The following is a 16,086-nucleotide window of genomic DNA, read 5'->3' as shown; positions in this document are numbered from 1 at the left end:
GCATGACCCTGCCCTACCGCCCCCGCACCGAGGGCGGGCCGGTGGTGATGAAGCTGGAACAGGTCAGCCGCTGGTTCGGCAACGTGGTCGCGGTGAACGACGTGACCATGACGATCGGTCCGGGGGTCACCGGTCTGCTCGGTCCCAACGGGGCGGGCAAGTCCACCCTGATCCACCTGATGAGCGGTTTCCTGCCGCCGTCGTCGGGCTCGGTGACCATCGACGGCGAGTCCACCTGGCACAACGAGAACATCTACCGCCGGATCGGTCTCGTACCCGAGCGCGAGGCGATGTACGAGGGCATCTCGGGCTGGGACTTCGTGCTGGCGAACGCCCGGCTGCACCGCCTGCCCGACCCGAAGGCGGCCGCCCGCCGCGCGATCGAGACGGTCGACATGGAGGCGGCGGCCGGGCGTGACGTGGCCGGCTACTCCAAGGGCATGAAGCAGCGCATCAAGATGGCCACCGCGCTGGTCCACGACCCCGACGTGCTGCTGCTGGACGAGCCGTTCAACGGGATGGACCCCCGCCAGCGGCTGCAGCTGATGGACCTGATGGCCGAGCTCGGCCGCAACGGCCGGGCGGTGCTGTTCAGCTCGCACATCCTCGAGGAGGTCGAGCAGATCGCCGCCGGGATCGAGGTGATGGTGGCCGGCCGGCACGCCGCGTCGGGCGACTTCCGCGAGATCCGCCGGCTGATGACCGAGCGCCCGCACCAGTACACGATCCGCTCCAGCGACGACCGGGCCCTGGCCGCCGCGCTGATCGCCGACGGCTCCACCTCCGGGGTCGAGCTGGGGCAGCAGGCCGGCTCGGTCGTGCTGAACGTGCAGGCCACCGACTACAACCGGTTCGCCCACCGGCTGCCGGTCTTCGCCCGGGAACGAGGGATCCGGTTGTACGAGGTCACACCCGCCGACGAGTCGCTGGAGAAGGTCTTCTCCTACCTGGTGAGCCGATGAACGCCACCGTCGCCGGGCTCACCTGGCACAGCCTGGTCGGCCGCCGCCGGGCCGTCCTGCTCGTCGTCCTGCCCACCGTCCTGATCGCCCTGGCCGTGCTGGTGCGCCTGGTCAGCGGCGAGTCCGCCGCCAGCGCGGCCGACCTGCTCGGCTCGTTCTCGCTGGGCTTCCTGATCCCCCTGCTCTGCCTGATCGCCGGCACCGGGGCGATCGGCCCCGAGATCGACGACGGCTCGATCGTCTACCTGCTGGCCAAACCGCTGAACCGGTACGTGATCGCGGTCAGCAAGTGGGCCGTCGCGATCGGCGTGATCGTGCTCTTCGGCGTGCTGCCCACCCTGGTGGCGGGTTTCGTCGTCGCCGGTGGCGAGGCGAACGTGGCCGTCGGCGCGGCGGCCGCAGCCCTGCTGGCCGGGATCGCCTACGTCACCGTCTTCCTGCTGCTGGCCGTGGTCACCCGCAACGCCGTGGTGATCGGGCTGCTCTACGCCCTGGTCTGGGAGGCGGCGATCGGCGGGTACGTGCCCGGCGCCCAGGCCCTGAGCATCCAGCAGTGGGCCCTGGCGATCGCCGAGAAGATGGTCGGCGACCGGGCTGCCGAGCTGGGCATCCAGTCGGCCGTCGGGCTGGGCACCGCCGCCGTCCTGCTGAGCGTGGTCACGTTCGGCGGTCTGGCCTACACCGGCTACCGGCTGCGCAGCATCCGGATCAGCGGAGACGAGTGAGCGACCTGACCGGGTGAGGTCGCCGGGCCGCTGCCGCAGCGACCTCACCCATCGGCTCAGGACGCGGAGCCGAAGCCGCCGTTCTTGGGCAGCTGCAGATCGTTGGGGGTGAGTTCCTCCACGTTCACGTCCTTGAACGTGACCACCTTGACCGCCTTGACGAAACGCGCCGGACGGTACACGTCCCAGACCCACGCGTCGCTCATCGAGACCTCGAAGTAGACCTCTCCGTCGGCCGAACGCACCTGCAGATCCACCTGGTTGGCCAGGTAGAAGCGCCGCTCGGTCTCGACCACGTAACTGAAGAGACCGACCACGTCGCGGTACTCGCGATAGAGCTGGAGCTCCATCTCGGTCTCGTAGTTCTCCAGGTCTTCGGCGCTCATCGCACCTCCCCGCCGGGGCGGGTAGGCGCAGTGAGAGCCGCCCGGGGTCTGGAGGCCTGCCGTCGCTCGTTCATACCTGCCGCTTGCTCCTGTGTGCCGACTGTGGGCCGGGCCGTCACGTCTGCGGGGACATGATGACCATCAGTCCGCGCAAGCCCGCTCCGAGCATCCGCTTCCGTCCCATGATGGCGCAGAACCGTGCGGGCGGGGACGCTTGCCGCGCGACTCTTGGGCCCGGGCCCCGACGGTACCGGTCCACCCCGCTCCGGCCTGCGACGATGCCGGGGCACCGGCACCTCAGGCGAGCCGGGCGCCGATCTCCACCCCGGCCCAGGCCAGCCCGAGCCCGCCCAGTACGGACGCCAGCACGTACGCCGTCGCCCAGCCGGAGCGTTCCTGCCGGGCCAGCTGCACCGTCTCGAAGCTGAACGTGCTGTAGGTGGTGAAGGCGCCGCACCACCCGGTGCCCGCCGCGGCCAGCACCTGGCTGCCGATCGCACCGTGGGCGGCCAGGCCCAGCAACAGCCCGAGCAGTGCCGAGCCGAGCAGGTTGATCAGCAACGTACCGAACGGCAGCCCACCACCGACCCGGGCCTGCACCCAGCGGTCCACCAGGTACCGGCTGGGCGCCCCGATCGCAGCTCCCAGCCCCACCAGCAGCGGAATCACCGAGCCACCCTGGACACGAGAGCGGTTCCCACCACGACCCCCAGCAGCGCCCCGGCCAAGGTCAGGCCCAGGTAGCCGACGGCGGCCAGGGTGCGGCCGGCCTCGATCAGCTGGACGGCGTCGGTGCTGTAGGCCGAGAACGTGGTGAACCCGCCGAGGATCCCCACCCCGAAGAACGGCCGGACCAGCGGGTTCGGCGCGGCCGAGCGTCCGAGCAGGGCCATCAGCACCCCCATCAGCAGGCCGCCGAAGACGTTGATCAGCAGCACCGCCCAGGGCACCTCGCCGGGCGTGGCGGGAAGCAGCCGGGTCAGGCCGTAGCGGGCCTCGGCCCCGATCACGCCTCCGAGGGCGACCGCGGCCAGGATCCGGCCGTCTTTCATGGGAAGAGCGTCAGCTCTTCGTGGTCGTAGCCCACCGCCCGCACGTGCTCGGGCGGGGCAGGCAGCTCGGCGCCCAGCTCGCGGACGTCCGCGTCGGACAGCTCTTCCGCCGAGTCCGCCGAGAGCGCATCCTCCACCGACGCGCCGTCGTCGTGGAGATCGTCCGTAAGCTCTTTCTCCGAAACTGATTCCAGATCGAGCGTCTCGCCGAACACCCCGTCCGACCCGGGAATGTTCCAGGAGACCCGGTGCAGCCGGCTCGGCCCGAGCCGGCGCAGCGCGGCCAGGTGGTCGGGGGCCGAGTAGCCCTTGTTCAGCTCCCACCCGTACCCCGGGTGCTCGGCCGCGAAAGAGACCATCAGCGCGTCCCGTTCGACCTTGGCCAGCACGCTCGCGGCAGCCACGGCGGCGCACCGCAGGTCGGCCTTCACCTGGGTGATCACCCGCGGCGGCACGATCGCCGCGATCGGCTCACCGTCGATGAAGCTCAGCGGGTGCCCGACCGCGACCGGTTCCTCGTCGAAGTCGAACAGCGAGGTGCCCTGCGGCGCCTCCTCGGCCGGCTCCACCGGAACGCTCAGCCAGTCGTGGGAGCCGTCCAGCAGCGCGCAGTCCGGCCGGATCTCCAGCGAGGCGAAAGCCCGGGCGGCGGCCAGCCGCAGCGCCGCGATGATGCCGATCTCGTCGATCTCGTCCGCCCCGGCGTGACCCACCGCACTCATCGGCGCCCAGCGCCGCAGGCGGGGCACCAGCTTCTCGCGGGCGGCCGGGGCCAGGAGCTTGGAGTCACGTACCCCGGTGGGGGCGGACTTCGTGTCCAGGTCGACCACCACCACCCCGACCGTGACCGGCCCAGCCAGCGACCCTCGTCCCACCTCGTCGATCCCCGCGACGAAACGGTGCCCCTCGCGCAGCAGCTTGCGCTCTTCGCGCAGCGTGGGCGGCTGGGCCGAGAGCTTCTTCAGCAACGCCTTCTTGGCCTCCGCCTTACGGGCCTTGGCCCGCTGCGCCGCGGCCTGCCGGGCGAGAACCTTCTTGGTCACCGGCGCCGACGGCTCGGATGCGGGATTGGACGCCGGGGTCATCGCCCACTCACCACCTGAAGTCTGAGAAGCCGGAATCTTGCGGACTGCCCGACGCTACCGGACTTGAGCCGGTTCTCTGCGCGAAGAGACCCCAGTTGCGCATGTTTCCGTGGTCACGGCTGCGGAACGGGTGACGTCCTACGGCTGTCCCACCTTCTCGAACACCGACGAGGGATTGGTCAGCAGACCCATCCGGCCCAGTGGCCAGACCCGGGCGAACGACACCCCGACCAGGTTCCCCATCGGCACCCCTCCGTCGGCGTTGTCGCGGTGGTAGCGCGAGTCGGCCGAGTCGCCGCGGTTGTCGCCGAGCACCCACACGTGCCCCTGAGGCACCGTGACCTCGAACTTCTCCTCGCTCGGAGCAGCCCCCGGCTTGATGTAGGGCTCGTCCACCGGCACCCCGTTGACGGTGATCCGGCCCTGGTCGTCGCAACACACCACCCGGTCGCCGGGCAGCCCGATGAGCCGCTTGATCAGGTGGTTGTCGGCATCGCTGGGCATCAGGCCGACGAACATCAGGGCGCCGTGCACCTTCTCCACGGCCGGGCTGCGCGCCTCCTTGGCGGGGGCCGGGGGCAGCCAGCCGCCCGGGTCCTCGAACACCACGATGTCGCCACGCTGCAGGCTGAACGGGCCCGGGGTCAGCTTGCTCACCAGCACCCGGTCGCCGATCTGCAGGGTGTCCTCCATCGAGGAGGACGGGATGAAGAAGGCCTGCATCAGGTACGTCTTGATGATCAGCGACAGCACCAGGGCGATGCTCATCACCAGGAAGACCTCGCGCACCAGGTAGCCCGCGGCCTGGACCGGGGTGAGCGGCGGGTCGTCCGGCTTGGGCCGGTGCGCCAGAGGGCGGAACTTGCTCGGGGGCCTGCGCTCGCGTGGGGGCTTGCCGGCCCGCACCCGCTCGGCGTCGAGCACCTCCCGGCGGCTCGGGCCGCGGGGGCGGGAGGCCGGCGTCCGCCGGGCGCGGCGCCAGGCGTCTTCCCCCTCGTCCGGCTCCGACGGGCCGGCGGCGCGGTGCGTGTTCACGCCCGAGGTCACGGGGCCGGGACGTTGGCGAACGTGGAGGACGGATTCCGCAGCAGGCCGAGCCGGTCCAGCGGCCAGACGTTGACGAAGGCGCGGCCGACGATGTTCGAGCTGGGCACCATGCCGTTGTTCACGTCGGGGTGGTAGCGCGAGTCCTGGGAGACCGAGCGGTGGTCGCCCAGCACCCAGATGTGCCCGGCCGGGACCTTGACCGAGAACGTCTTGTCGCTCGGCTCGTCGCCCGGGTACAGGTACGGCTCGTCGATCGCCACCCCGTTGACCGTGATCCGGCCCTGGTCGTCGCAGCAGGCCACGGTGTCGCCGGGCAGGCCGATGACCCGCTTGATCAGGTGGTCGTCGGAGTTGCTGGGCACCAGGCCGACGAAGCTGAGCACCCGGTGCAGGTCGCTCACCGGTGCCGCGGTGCTCTGGTCGAGCCAGCCGCCCGGGTCCTTGAACACCACGATGTCGCCGCGCTTGAGGTCGAACGGCCCCGGCGTCAGCTTGCTGACCAGCACCCGGTCACCGGTGAGCAGCGTGTTCTCCATCGACGGGGACGGGATGAAGAACGCCTGCACCAGGAAGGTCTTGATCAGCAGCGACAGCCCCAGGGCGATCACCAGCACCATGGCCAGCTCTCGGATCAGCCCCCAGAGGGCCGACATCGGCGTGGCCGGGCGCTTCTCGGCCGGGGGCTCCTCGACCGCCGTGTCCTCGGCCCGGGTCTGCTCCACTCCGGTGTCGGGGTTCCACGGATCCATCGGCGTGGTCTGGTCGTCCCACGCGTCGCCCTGGCTCGAGCCCCTCACTCACCGCTCCCGTTGCCGTTGTCCAGGCCACCGACCCGTGACATCGGCCAGTAGATACCCACCACCTTGCCCACGACGTTGCCGACCGGCACCGTGCCACCTCCCGGCGAGCCCAGATGGGCCCGGGAGTCGGCCGAGTCGGCGCGATGGTCACCCATCACCCACAACCGGCCCTCGGGCACCTCGATGTCGAAGGCGACCTCGCTGGGCTTGTTCCCCTCGGCCACGTAGGGCTCGTCGACCGGCTCGCCGTTGACCGTCAGGCGGCCCTGTGAGTCACAGCACACCACGTGATCACCAGGCAGACCTATCACTCGCTTGACGTAGTCGCGCGAGCCGACCGGCATGCTGAAGGCCGAGGCCACGAACCGGCCGACCCCGGCCAGCAGCGTGTCCGGGCCGTCGTCCTCCGGGTCGAACACCCCGGCGCCGTCGAACACGATCACGTCGCCGCGCTCGATGTCCGAGGCCAGGTACGAGAGGCGGGAGACCAGCACCCGGTCGCCGATCTGCACGGTCGGCTCCATCGAACCCGACGGCACCACGAACGACTGCATGACGAACGCCCTGATCAGCGCGATCGTCACGGCCACGGCGACCAGGCCGGTGGCGGCCCGGCGCAGAGGGCCGGCCCCCGAACGGTCAGGCACCGCCGGACGGGGCGACGTCGGCACGGCACGGCCGGTCAGCACCCGAACCCACCCCTTCGGTCAACCGCCCGGATCCGGGCAGATCTGAAACTCTGAAGAAAACACGCCGATCCTCGCACGCGCCCGCCGACCACGCCGCCGAACCACGCTCACCTGGCGGCCCGGGAGGCGATTCACAGCTTCTCATCCCCACCTGTGCCCGGGGCAGCCCGGGCGGGGACAAAGCGGACCGGCCCCGGCTCCCCACCGGGAAGCCAGGGCCGGAACCGTCGGAACAGGCTCGGATCAGCGCGCCGGGACGGCGTCGCGCTTCTCCTTGATCTTGGCAGCCTTGCCGCGCAGCGCGCGCAGGTAGTAGAGCTTCGCGCGGCGGACGTCACCGCGGGTGGCCACCTCGATCTTCTCGATGATCGGGGTGTGCACCGGGAAGGTGCGCTCGACACCCACACCGAAGCTGACCTTGCGGACGGTGAAGGTCTCGCGGACGCCGCCGCCCGAGCGGCGGATCACGACGCCCTGGAAGAGCTGCACACGGGAGCGGTTGCCCTCGACCACGCGGACGTGAACCTTGACGGTGTCACCGGCCCGGAAGTGGGGGACGTCGCTCTTCAGCGATGCTGCGTCGATGTTGTCGAGTGCGTGCATGGCACTGTCGCTCTCTCGCGGATGCCACAGGCCACCCGCGCAGGTAGAAGGTTCTGCGGGTTCACGGTTCGTTGCCGGCTCTCGTGTCGGTTCCGCGCTCTCCCCCTGTGGCAGGGGCGCAGCCGACAGGCGGCACGAAGGGTCAGTCTGCCACAGGGGCGGTCAGGGGCTGAAATCGGGAACCCTCCACGGTCCACCCCTCCTCGGCCAGGACGGCCCGGTCCTTCTTGTCGAACTGGGCCGGGTCGAGCCGGGCGATCAGGTCGGGCCGCCGCCGGGAGGTCCTGCGCAGACGCTCGTCCCGGCGCCAGCGCTCGATCTGGGCGTGGTGCCCGGACATCAGCACCGGGGGTACGTCCCGTCCCTGCCAGGAGGCCGGTTTCGTGTACACCGGGTACTCCAGCAGGCCGTCCTCGTGGCTCTCCTCGACCAGGCTCTCGGCGTTGCCGATGACCCCCGGGATCAGCCGGGCCACGGCCTCGACGATGGCCAGGACAGCCACCTCGCCCCCGTTGAGCACGTAGTCGCCCAGGCTGACCGGCTGCACCCGCAGGCGCGTCGCGGCGTGTTCGTAGACCCGCTCGTCGATGCCCTCGTAGCGGCCGCAGGCGAAGATCAGCCACGGCTCGGCGGCCAGTTCCCGGGCCATGGCCTGGGTGAACGGACGACCGGAGGGGCTGGGCACAAGCAGAAGTGGGGACGTCGGGGCCGGCTCAGCGGGAAGGGCGGACTCGAGCTCGGGCGGCGATCCGACGGGGAGCGTTCGCATCGGGCCCGCCAGAACTGAGGACGAGTGTGCGGCCTCGGGCGCAGAGGCTCGTCCTGCGTCGGTGGGGACTGCGTCGGTGAGGACTGCGTCGAGCGCCTCGGCCCACGGCTCGGGTTTCATCACCATGCCCGCTCCCCCGCCGGCGGGCGCGTCGTCCACCGTCCGGTGCCGGTCATGGGTGAACTCGCGCAGGTCGCGCACGGCGAGCTCGAGCAGCCCGCTGCGCCGGGCCTTGCCGATCAGCGAAAGATCAAGCGGGGCGAGGTATTCGGGGAAGATCGAGACGATGTCGACGCGCATCTACTCTTCCGGGTCTTCCAGCAGCCCGGCCGGCGGGTCGAGCACGATCCGTCCACCGGCCACGTCGACCTCGGGAACGATCGCCCCGACGAAGGGCACCAGCCGGTCGCCGCTGTGCAGGGTGCGGATCACCAGCAGGTCCTGCGCCCCCGGATGCTGCACGGAGACCACCTCGCCGAGCTTCTCGCCCTGCCGGTCCACCGCGGTCAGGCCGACCAGCTCGTGGTCGTACCAGGCGTCCGGCTCGTCGGAGGCCTCGGCCACCTCGACCTCGAGCCGGGCGTTGCGCAGGGCCTCGGCCGTGGTGCGGTCGCCCACCTCCTCGAAGGTGAGCAACAGGGTGCCGTTGTTGTCCCGCACCCGGGCCAGGGTGAGGGTGGTGGGCACGTCGACCGGGGTCAGGGAACGGCTGAGGGAGCCGTCCTCCACGTGGAGGACGGCTCCCTTGACGAACCGCTGGTCCGGCGCATCCGTGCGGACCTCGACGCTCACCTCACCACGCAGACCGTGGGCGCGACCGATCCGGGCTACCACGAGACGCATGGTGAAACAGTGCTCCTGTACGGGTTGGTCAGCGGCCGCGGTCGACGTCGACGACGTCCACCCGGACCGGCTCACCGTTGCTGATCGCCTTGACCACGGTGCGCAGCGCGGTGGCGGTGCGACCGGAACGGCCGATCACCCGGCCGAGGTCCTCGGGGTGAACCCGGACCTCGAGCAGGGAACCCCGGCGGAGCGAGCGATTGCGCACGACCACGTCGTCCGGGTGGGCGACGATGCCGCGCACCAGGTGCTCCAGCGCGTCGACGAGCACGTCAGGCCTGCTCGGCCGGGGCCTCGGCAGCAGCCTCGGTGGTGGCCGGCTTCTCCTCGGCCTTCGCCTCGGCCTTGGCCTTCTTCTCTTCCTCGCGCTTGGTGCGCAGGGTCTTGGCCTCGTTCTCGTTCAGGCCCTTCGCCTCGGCGAAGCCGGAACGGTCCTCGACCTTCTTCTCGCCGACGCGCAGGGTGCCCTCGGTGCCCGGCAGGCCCTTGTGCTTCTGCCAGTCGCCGGTCACCTTGAGGAGGGCGAGGACCTGCTCGGTCGGCTGCGCGCCGACGCCGAGCCAGTACAGGGCGCGCTCGCTGTCGATCTCGATGACCGACGGGTCGTACGTGGGCTGGTACCGGCCGATCTCCTCGATCGCGCGGCCGTCACGCTTGGTGCGCGAGTCGGCGACGACGATGCGGTAGTGCGGGGCGCGGATCTTGCCCATCCGCTTGAGACGGATCTTGACTGCCACTGGTGTGGACTCCTCATATGCATGGATGCGGCCGTGCCGGCGCACCGGGTGGGTTTCCGGCGCTTCGGGTTGGCCTAGGACTCGGCATCGCCTGCGGTGAGAGGGTCCGCACCGGCCGGGTTCAGCCGACCATTGTGCCAGATCACCGGGCCTGACGTTGCCAACCGGTCTCCCCGGCGGCCGGGATCACCCGCCGACCTGGTTACCCCTCAGCACCACGGCTCGCGGGTCGGTGAGAACCCGCAGGTCATCCCGTGGATCAGTGGCGTACACCACCAGGTCGGCCGATGCTCCCTCGACCAGCCCCGGCCTCCCCAGCCAGGACCGGGCCGACCAGCAGGCCGCGCCCAGCGCCTCGACCCGGGACAGCCCGGCGGCGTGCAGCTCGGCGATCTCGGAGGCGATCAGCCCGTGCGGCAGGCTCCCGCCGGCGTCGGTGCCGCAGAACACCGGCACCCCCTCGTCGAAGGCGTTCTTCACGGTCTCGTAGCGCCGGGCGTGCAGCGAGCGCATGTGGGCGGCGTAGACCGGGAACTTGCCTTCGGCCTGAGCGGCGATCTGCGGGAAGGTGGCGATGTTGATCAGGGTGGGCACGATCGGCACCCCGCGGGCAGCCGCCGCCGTCAGGGCTGCATCGCTCAGACCGGTGGCGTGCTCGATGCAGTCGATGCCGGCGGCCAGCAGGTCGGGCAGGCACTCTTCGCCGAAACAGTGCGCGGTGACCCGGGCGCCTTCGGCATGGGCGGCGGCCATTCCCGCGGTGAGCGCATCCAGCGGCCAGCACGGGGCCAGGTCACCGCTGGCGCGGTCGATCCAGTCGCCGACGATCTTGACCCAGCCGTCACCCAGGCGGGCCTGTGCGGCCATCATCGCGGGCAGCTGGTCCGGCTCGATCTCGTGCGCGTAGTTACGCAGGTAGCGGCGGGTGCGGGCGATGTGCCGCCCGGCCCGCACGATCACCGGCAGGTCTTCGCGCTCGTCGATCCACCGGGTGTCGGTGGGCGAACCGGCGTCGCGCAGCAGCAGGGCCCCGGAGTCACGGTCGTCGAGTGCCTGTTGCTCGGCGGTGGCCGCGTCGACCGGGCCGTGCTGGTCGAGGCCGACGTGGCTGTGCGCGTCGACCAGGCCGGGCAGCACCCAGCCCTCGACCACGCTCTCGTGCACCCCGGCCGAGGTGGGCCGCTCGAAGGTGATCCGGCCGCCCACCACCCAGGCGCCGGCCCGAACCTCGTCCGGCCCGACGAGCACCGGGCCGGCCAGCCGAGTCACCCGCACCGGAACACCTCGCCCGGCCGCCCCGTGGCTGAATTCGCCCCACCCCGACGCGCGCGCAAAGCCTTACGTGTGAGCACCACCGCCACCCCCGCCCGCCCTGGGAAACACGCCACGCCGAACCGAAGGTTGACTCAGGTGCAGTGCCGGGACCACAACCGGCCCGGCCCAGTGCTCACACCCGTTGCTGCCTCAGCCGTACCGTCCGGCGTTCTGCCTGACCGGCCTCAGCGGCCGAGGAACTTCTCGAACCCGGGCGGCAGCTGCAGGTTCGCCGGGTCGACGTTCTGCTGGCCGCCCATCCCGAACGCGCCCCCGGACTGCGCCGGACCGCCCGGCTTGTTGCCCTCGGCCAGCTGCTGGGCCCGCTTCGCCGGGTTGCCCGACTTGGCCTTGCCCTTGCGCGGGGCCGTGTTCTTGGCCTTGCCCTTGCTCTTCTTGCCGCCCGGCATCCCCGGCAGACCAGGCATCCCCGGCATGCCGGGCAGCCCGCCGCCGTTGCGCATCTGGCGCATCATCTTCTGCGCCTCGCCGAACCGCTCGATCAGCGTGTTGACCTCGCTGACCTGGGTGCCGGAACCCTTGGCGACGCGCAGCCGGCGCGAGCCGTTGAGCACCCGGGGCTGCCGGCGCTCCAGCGGCGTCATCGACTTGATGATCGCCTCGACCCGGTCCATCTCGCGCTCGTCGAAGTTGTCGAGCTGCTCGCGCAGTTCGCCCATGCCCGGCAGCATGCCCAGCATCTTCTTCAGCGAGCCCATGTTCTTCAGGGCCGCCATCTGGGCGAGGAAGTCTTCCAGGGTGAAGTCGTCGCCGTCGGCGAACTTGGCCGCCATCTTCTCGGCCTGGTCGGCGTCGAACGCCTTCTCGGCCTGCTCGATCAGGGTGAGGATGTCACCCATGTCGAGGATGCGGGAGGCCATCCGGTCGGGGTGGAAGAGCTCGAACTCCTCCAGCTTCTCGCCGGTGGAGGCGAACATCACCGGCTGACCGGTGACCCCGACGACCGACAGCGCGGCACCACCGCGGGCGTCACCGTCCAGCTTGGACAGCACCACCCCGGTGAAGCCGACGCCCTCCATGAACGCCATCGCGGTGTTCACCGCGTCCTGGCCGATCATCGCGTCGACGACGAAGAGGACCTCGTCGGGGCTGGTGGCGGCCTTGATGTCGGCGGCCTGCTGCATCAGCTCACCGTCGACGCCGAGGCGGCCGGCGGTGTCGATGATGACCACGTCGTGGTGCTTGTCGCGGGCGAAGGCAACACCGTCGCGGGCCACCTGCACCGGGTCGCCCTGGCTGGTGCCGGAGACGCCCTGGCCCTCGGAGACCCCGCGCTCGGGGGCGAACACCGGCACCCCGGCCCGCTGCCCGACCACCTCGAGCTGGGTGACGGCGTTGGGGCGCTGCAGGTCGGAGGCCACCAGCAGCGGCGTGTGGCCCTGCTCGCGCAGCCAGCGGCCGAGCTTTCCGGCCAGGGTGGTCTTACCCGCACCCTGCAGACCGGCCAGCATGATCACCGTGGGCGGGTTCTTGGCCAGGCGCAGCCGCCGGGTCTCGCCGCCGAGGATGCCGATGAGCTCCTCGTTGACGATCTTGACGACCTGCTGCGCCGGGTTCAGCGCCTGGGAGACCTCGGTGCCGACCGTGCGCTCGCGGATGCGCGCGGTGAACTGACGCACGACGGGCAGCGCCACGTCGGCGTCGAGGAGCGCGCGGCGGATCTCGCGGATCGTCGCGTCGACGTCGGCCTCGGAGAGCCGGCCCTTGCCGCGCAGCGACTTGAACGTGGCGGTCAGGCGGTCGGAAAGGGTGGCGAACACCCCAACAGCTTAATGCAACGCGGGGTCGCCGATCCTCGTCCAACCCCTGGACCGCGCGCCTGCCACCAGGCGACCCTGACGAGAGGTGACCAGCGTGACCGTGAGCGTGGAGAAGCGCCCCGAGCGACCGGCGGGCCGGAACAGCCGCTGGGGCCTGATCAGCGTCGCGATCGGCGTGCCGGTCCTGGCGCTCCTGGTCGTGGCGGCCGGCTTCATCCACCCCTGGAACCCCGGCGGCGGTCTCGCGGACGGTCGTTACACCCGCGACTACTCGGTGCGGCTGCCGCACGAGGTCACCGACGCGGGCGCCTGCCTTGACCTGACCCTCGCGGGAACGCTGAGCGCCACCTACCGCTCCCCCGCCTGGAGTCTGGGTGGGCCGGGCTGGACCTCGGCGCAACTGTCCGACGTCTCGCTGACCGTACGCAGCGCCGAACGATGCGGCGACGACGCCCCGGCGGTCGTTCTCGACACCTACGACCTGAGCCAGTTCTGGGCCACCGAGACCTGCGCCGAGCCGATCCGCGGCGACTGGCAGGAATCCACGCCGGCCACCGGCTGCGAGTCCCAGGACCTGGTCGCCGGAATTGGCACCCGGTCGACCGCCCCGGGCGCCGAGTACCGCAACACCTTCTCCGGCATCGAACCGCTCTCCTGGCACGGAACGGTCTACGGCGACTCGCTCTGCCTGAATGGCGCGGTCAGCGGCACGGTGAACAAGGAGAGCCAGACTCACACCGTCGCTCTCGAGGGCTACCGGGTCTGCCTCGACCCGACCACCGCCCAGCCGAACTAACCCGCGTTCGGTACCAGCCCCGCGTCCACAAGCACTGAAACCGTCTCGGCCACCCGCGGAGGCGACAGCGGCCCCCCACCCCGTTCGCACACGTACAGCACATCCACCGCCTGCCCGGCATGAGTGGCCACGTGCGCCGAGCGCAGATCCACGCCTACCCCGGCGAGCGCCGATCCGATCGCGTGCATGAGCCCCGGGCGGTCGGCGGCCCGTACCTCCAGCACGGTCGCCTCCTGGGAGGCGCCGGGCAGCAGCACCACCCGGGGGCGAGCCGGGGCGCCGGAGCGGGTACGGAAGCCCGCGTCCCGGCGGATCAGCGGCTCCAGCACGCTCTGGTCGCCCTCACTGAGCCGGCGCAGGTGCTGCTCCAGCAGTTCCGGCGGGGGCATGTCACCGCGGCTCTCGACCCACCAGGTGTCCACTGCGATGTCCAGGCCCGGTGAGCCCAGGTGCTCGGCCGCCACCGTGCGCACCAGCGCGGACTTCACGGTGAGCCGGAAACTGGCCAGCACACCGGCGATCTCGGCCAGCAGGCCGGGCCGGTCGGGGGCGACCACGGTGACCACGTGCAGCTCGTCCATCGGCGTGACGGCCACCCGCGGACGTCCGTCGGCCAGTGCGGTCCGGACCAGCTCGACCTCCGCCTCCGCGATCGGCGCCGGGCCGGGCGGCTCCTGACCGCGCAGTGCCGTGGCCGCGCGGGCCATCAGATCGTCGACCAGGCGCGCCCGCCAGGCCGTCCAGGCAACCGCCCCCACCGCGACGGCATCGGCCTCGGTCAAAGCGCGTAGCAGCAGCAACGTCTCCTGGCGCTCGCCGACCGCGTTGACCAGGGCCTCCACCGTGCCCGGGTCGTCCGGGTCACGCCGGGTGGCCAGCTCGATCAGGGTCAGGTGCTCGCGGACCAGCCGCTCGAGCAGGTCGCTGTCCTCGTCGCCCAGCCCCATCCGGCGGGCGATCTTCCCGGCGATCGGCCCGCCGGTGATCGAATGGTCCTGCGCCCCGGCGATCTTCCCGATGTCGTGCAGCAACGCGGCCAGCACGAGCAGGTCGGGGCGGGAGGTGTCGCGCAGCGCCCCCTGGATCTGGATGACCGTCTCGATCAGGTGCCGGTCCACCGTGTGCCGGTGAACCGCGTTGCGCTGCGGACGGTTCCGCACCGAGACCCATTCCGGGATCCAGCGGGTGATCACCCCGGCCCGGTCGAGCGACTCCCAGACCTGGGCCAGGTGCGGGCCGCCGGCCAGCATGGCGACGAACTCGTCGCGGGCCGCGGTGGGCCAGGGGTCGGGCAGCGGCGGGCAGTCCCGGGCCAGGTGCTCGACGGTGACCGGGCTGAGCGGCAGGCCGACCCGCACGGCGGTGGCGGCGGCGCGGATCGGGAGCACCGGGTCCTGGGCCGCCTCCACCCCGACGCCGAGCACGACCTCGCCGTCGTGCTCCACCAGCCCGTGCCCCAAGGGCCTCAACCGAGGACGTCGGGGGCCAGGTCGCAGTCGACGTGCGGGGAGCGACTGGCGGGCCCGGCGAGCCGTTACGTCCACGGCGTAGGCGATCGACCGGGTGCAGTCGGCCACCCGGGCCAGCAGTTCGTCGGCATCGGTCAGGCCGCAGAGCACGGCCACCGCGTCCTGTTCGGGCAGCAGCAGCCGGTCGTTGCTCTTGCCGGTGACCGCCTGCAGGGCGTCCCGGACGTCGAGCAGAAGTTCGTGCACCTCGTCCACCGAGCCGTGCGGGCGGTCGGTGACCCAGCTGGCGGCCAGGGCACGCAGGACCGTGACGTCGCGCAGCCCACCACGGGCGTCCTTGAGGTCGGGTTCCAGCAGATGGGCCGCCTCGCCGTACCTTTCGGCGCGCTCGGCCAGGGAGTCCAGGACCTGCGGCAGACGGCGCCGGATACCTCCGCGCCAGTCGCTGAGCAGTGACGTCCGAGTCTTCACGACCAGCGCCGCGTCACCGGCGACGACCCGCAGGTCGAGCATGCCGATGGCGGCGGACAGGTCGGCGGCCGCGACCTCGCGGCACTGGGTGGGGGTACGCACGGAATGGTCGAGCCTCAGCCCGCCGTCCCACAGGGGGTACCACAGTCGCTGGGCCAGCTCCCCCACCTCGTCCGCCGGAAGGCGGCGGCCGTCGTGCAGCAGCACCAGGTCCAGGTCGCTGGCCGGGCCGGCCTGCCCTCGGGCCACACTGCCGACGGCGGCCAGGGCCAGGCCGTCGAGACCGCTCTGGCGGCGGCGCTTCGGCCGTTCGTGCAACGGCGCGACCGCGGCTTCCCAGTCCAGTCGCAGCGCCCGCTCGACCATTTCGGTGAGCGTGCGGCGGCGCTCGGCACCCGGGCTGCCCGGGGTTCCCGAGCGCAGGGCCAGCGCCAGCCTGTCCTTTCTCAGGTCACGGGCGGCGTGCAGGGCCGCCTGGGCCAGATCCTCCGCGTTCTCCCTCTCCTCGAGGGCGGGATCTTCTTCCAGGCCGTCGAACTGGCCAGCCGTCACCGTTC

The 16,086-nt window shown here is 71.4% G+C and carries 18 protein-coding genes; 3 read left to right on the top strand and 15 right to left on the bottom strand.

Going from position 1 to position 16,086, the window contains the following annotated elements:
- Positions 1-2: 2 nt before the first annotated feature.
- Both QSK18_RS15785 and QSK18_RS15780 read left to right on the top strand, forming a co-directional pair.
- Complete coding sequence (locus tag QSK18_RS15785; protein ID WP_502894199.1) at positions 3-962, top strand: ABC transporter ATP-binding protein; 960 nt, start codon at positions 3-5, stop codon at positions 960-962.
- Complete coding sequence (locus QSK18_RS15780; protein WP_285619896.1) at positions 959-1,687, top strand: ABC-2 transporter permease; 729 nt, start codon at positions 959-961, stop codon at positions 1,685-1,687. Before QSK18_RS15785 ends, QSK18_RS15780 begins: the two co-directional genes overlap by 4 nt.
- A gap of 56 nt (positions 1,688-1,743) precedes the next feature.
- On the opposite strand, the gene QSK18_RS15775 is transcribed toward QSK18_RS15780, so the two are convergent.
- The 14 genes from QSK18_RS15775 to ffh form a co-directional block, all read right to left on the bottom strand.
- Positions 1,744-2,073, bottom strand: a complete 330-nt coding sequence (locus QSK18_RS15775; RefSeq protein ID WP_231445389.1) for a DUF2469 domain-containing protein — start codon at positions 2,071-2,073, stop codon at positions 1,744-1,746.
- Positions 2,074-2,370: 297 nt separating this feature from the next.
- Positions 2,371-2,742 (bottom strand): fluoride efflux transporter CrcB, encoded by a 372-nt coding sequence (crcB, locus tag QSK18_RS15770; RefSeq protein WP_232813559.1) that lies wholly within the window; start codon positions 2,740-2,742, stop codon positions 2,371-2,373.
- Positions 2,739-3,125 (bottom strand): fluoride efflux transporter CrcB, encoded by a 387-nt coding sequence (crcB, locus tag QSK18_RS15765; RefSeq protein WP_285619891.1) that lies wholly within the window; start codon positions 3,123-3,125, stop codon positions 2,739-2,741. Before crcB (QSK18_RS15765) ends, crcB (QSK18_RS15770) begins: the two co-directional genes overlap by 4 nt.
- Entirely contained in the window at positions 3,122-4,210 is a 1,089-nt protein-coding gene (locus QSK18_RS15760; protein ID WP_232813561.1) for a ribonuclease HII, read from the bottom strand. The genes crcB (QSK18_RS15765) and QSK18_RS15760 overlap by 4 nt, the downstream gene beginning before the upstream one ends.
- A 138-nt stretch (positions 4,211-4,348) precedes the next feature.
- Positions 4,349-5,245: a signal peptidase I gene (lepB, locus tag QSK18_RS15755; RefSeq protein ID WP_285619888.1), complete on the bottom strand. Its 897-nt coding sequence runs from the start codon at positions 5,243-5,245 to the stop codon at positions 4,349-4,351.
- An 8-nt stretch (positions 5,246-5,253) separates the two neighbouring features.
- Positions 5,254-6,054, bottom strand: a complete 801-nt coding sequence (lepB, locus tag QSK18_RS15750) for a signal peptidase I (RefSeq protein WP_232813563.1) — start codon at positions 6,052-6,054, stop codon at positions 5,254-5,256.
- Complete coding sequence (lepB, locus tag QSK18_RS15745; protein ID WP_232813564.1) at positions 6,051-6,704, bottom strand: signal peptidase I; 654 nt, start codon at positions 6,702-6,704, stop codon at positions 6,051-6,053. The genes lepB (QSK18_RS15750) and lepB (QSK18_RS15745) overlap by 4 nt, the downstream gene beginning before the upstream one ends.
- A gap of 285 nt (positions 6,705-6,989) precedes the next feature.
- Positions 6,990-7,349, bottom strand: a complete 360-nt coding sequence (gene rplS / locus QSK18_RS15740; protein ID WP_232813565.1) for a 50S ribosomal protein L19 — start codon at positions 7,347-7,349, stop codon at positions 6,990-6,992.
- A gap of 142 nt (positions 7,350-7,491) precedes the next feature.
- A complete protein-coding gene (gene trmD / locus QSK18_RS15735) occupies positions 7,492-8,418 on the bottom strand; it encodes a tRNA (guanosine(37)-N1)-methyltransferase TrmD (RefSeq protein WP_285619885.1) in 927 nt (308 codons plus the stop codon).
- Complete coding sequence (gene rimM, locus QSK18_RS15730) at positions 8,419-8,961, bottom strand: ribosome maturation factor RimM (RefSeq protein ID WP_232813567.1); 543 nt, start codon at positions 8,959-8,961, stop codon at positions 8,419-8,421.
- 28 nt (positions 8,962-8,989) lie between these two features.
- Entirely contained in the window at positions 8,990-9,232 is a 243-nt protein-coding gene (locus QSK18_RS15725; protein WP_052533772.1) for an RNA-binding protein, read from the bottom strand.
- Between the two features lies 1 nt (position 9,233).
- A complete protein-coding gene (rpsP, locus tag QSK18_RS15720) occupies positions 9,234-9,698 on the bottom strand; it encodes a 30S ribosomal protein S16 (protein ID WP_232813568.1) in 465 nt (154 codons plus the stop codon).
- A 186-nt stretch (positions 9,699-9,884) separates the two neighbouring features.
- Positions 9,885-10,973 (bottom strand): amidohydrolase family protein, encoded by a 1,089-nt coding sequence (locus tag QSK18_RS15715; RefSeq protein ID WP_285619882.1) that lies wholly within the window; start codon positions 10,971-10,973, stop codon positions 9,885-9,887.
- Positions 10,974-11,197: 224 nt separating this feature from the next.
- Positions 11,198-12,793, bottom strand: a complete 1,596-nt coding sequence (ffh, locus tag QSK18_RS15710; protein WP_232813570.1) for a signal recognition particle protein — start codon at positions 12,791-12,793, stop codon at positions 11,198-11,200.
- An 85-nt stretch (positions 12,794-12,878) separates the two neighbouring features.
- On the opposite strand from ffh, the gene QSK18_RS15705 reads away from it, so the two are divergent.
- A complete protein-coding gene (locus QSK18_RS15705; protein WP_232813571.1) occupies positions 12,879-13,589 on the top strand; it encodes a hypothetical protein in 711 nt (236 codons plus the stop codon).
- On the opposite strand, the gene QSK18_RS15700 is transcribed toward QSK18_RS15705, so the two are convergent.
- Complete coding sequence (locus tag QSK18_RS15700; protein ID WP_232813572.1) at positions 13,586-16,081, bottom strand: [protein-PII] uridylyltransferase; 2,496 nt, start codon at positions 16,079-16,081, stop codon at positions 13,586-13,588. The two genes, QSK18_RS15705 and QSK18_RS15700, sit on opposite strands and share 4 nt — an antisense overlap.
- Between the last annotated feature and the right edge of the window lie 5 nt (positions 16,082-16,086).

The organism is Kineosporia sp. NBRC 101677 (assembly GCF_030269265.1).
Lineage (GTDB): Bacteria > Actinomycetota > Actinomycetes > Actinomycetales > Kineosporiaceae > Kineosporia > Kineosporia rhizophila.
This window is presented reverse-complemented; position numbering and strand designations above follow the sequence as displayed.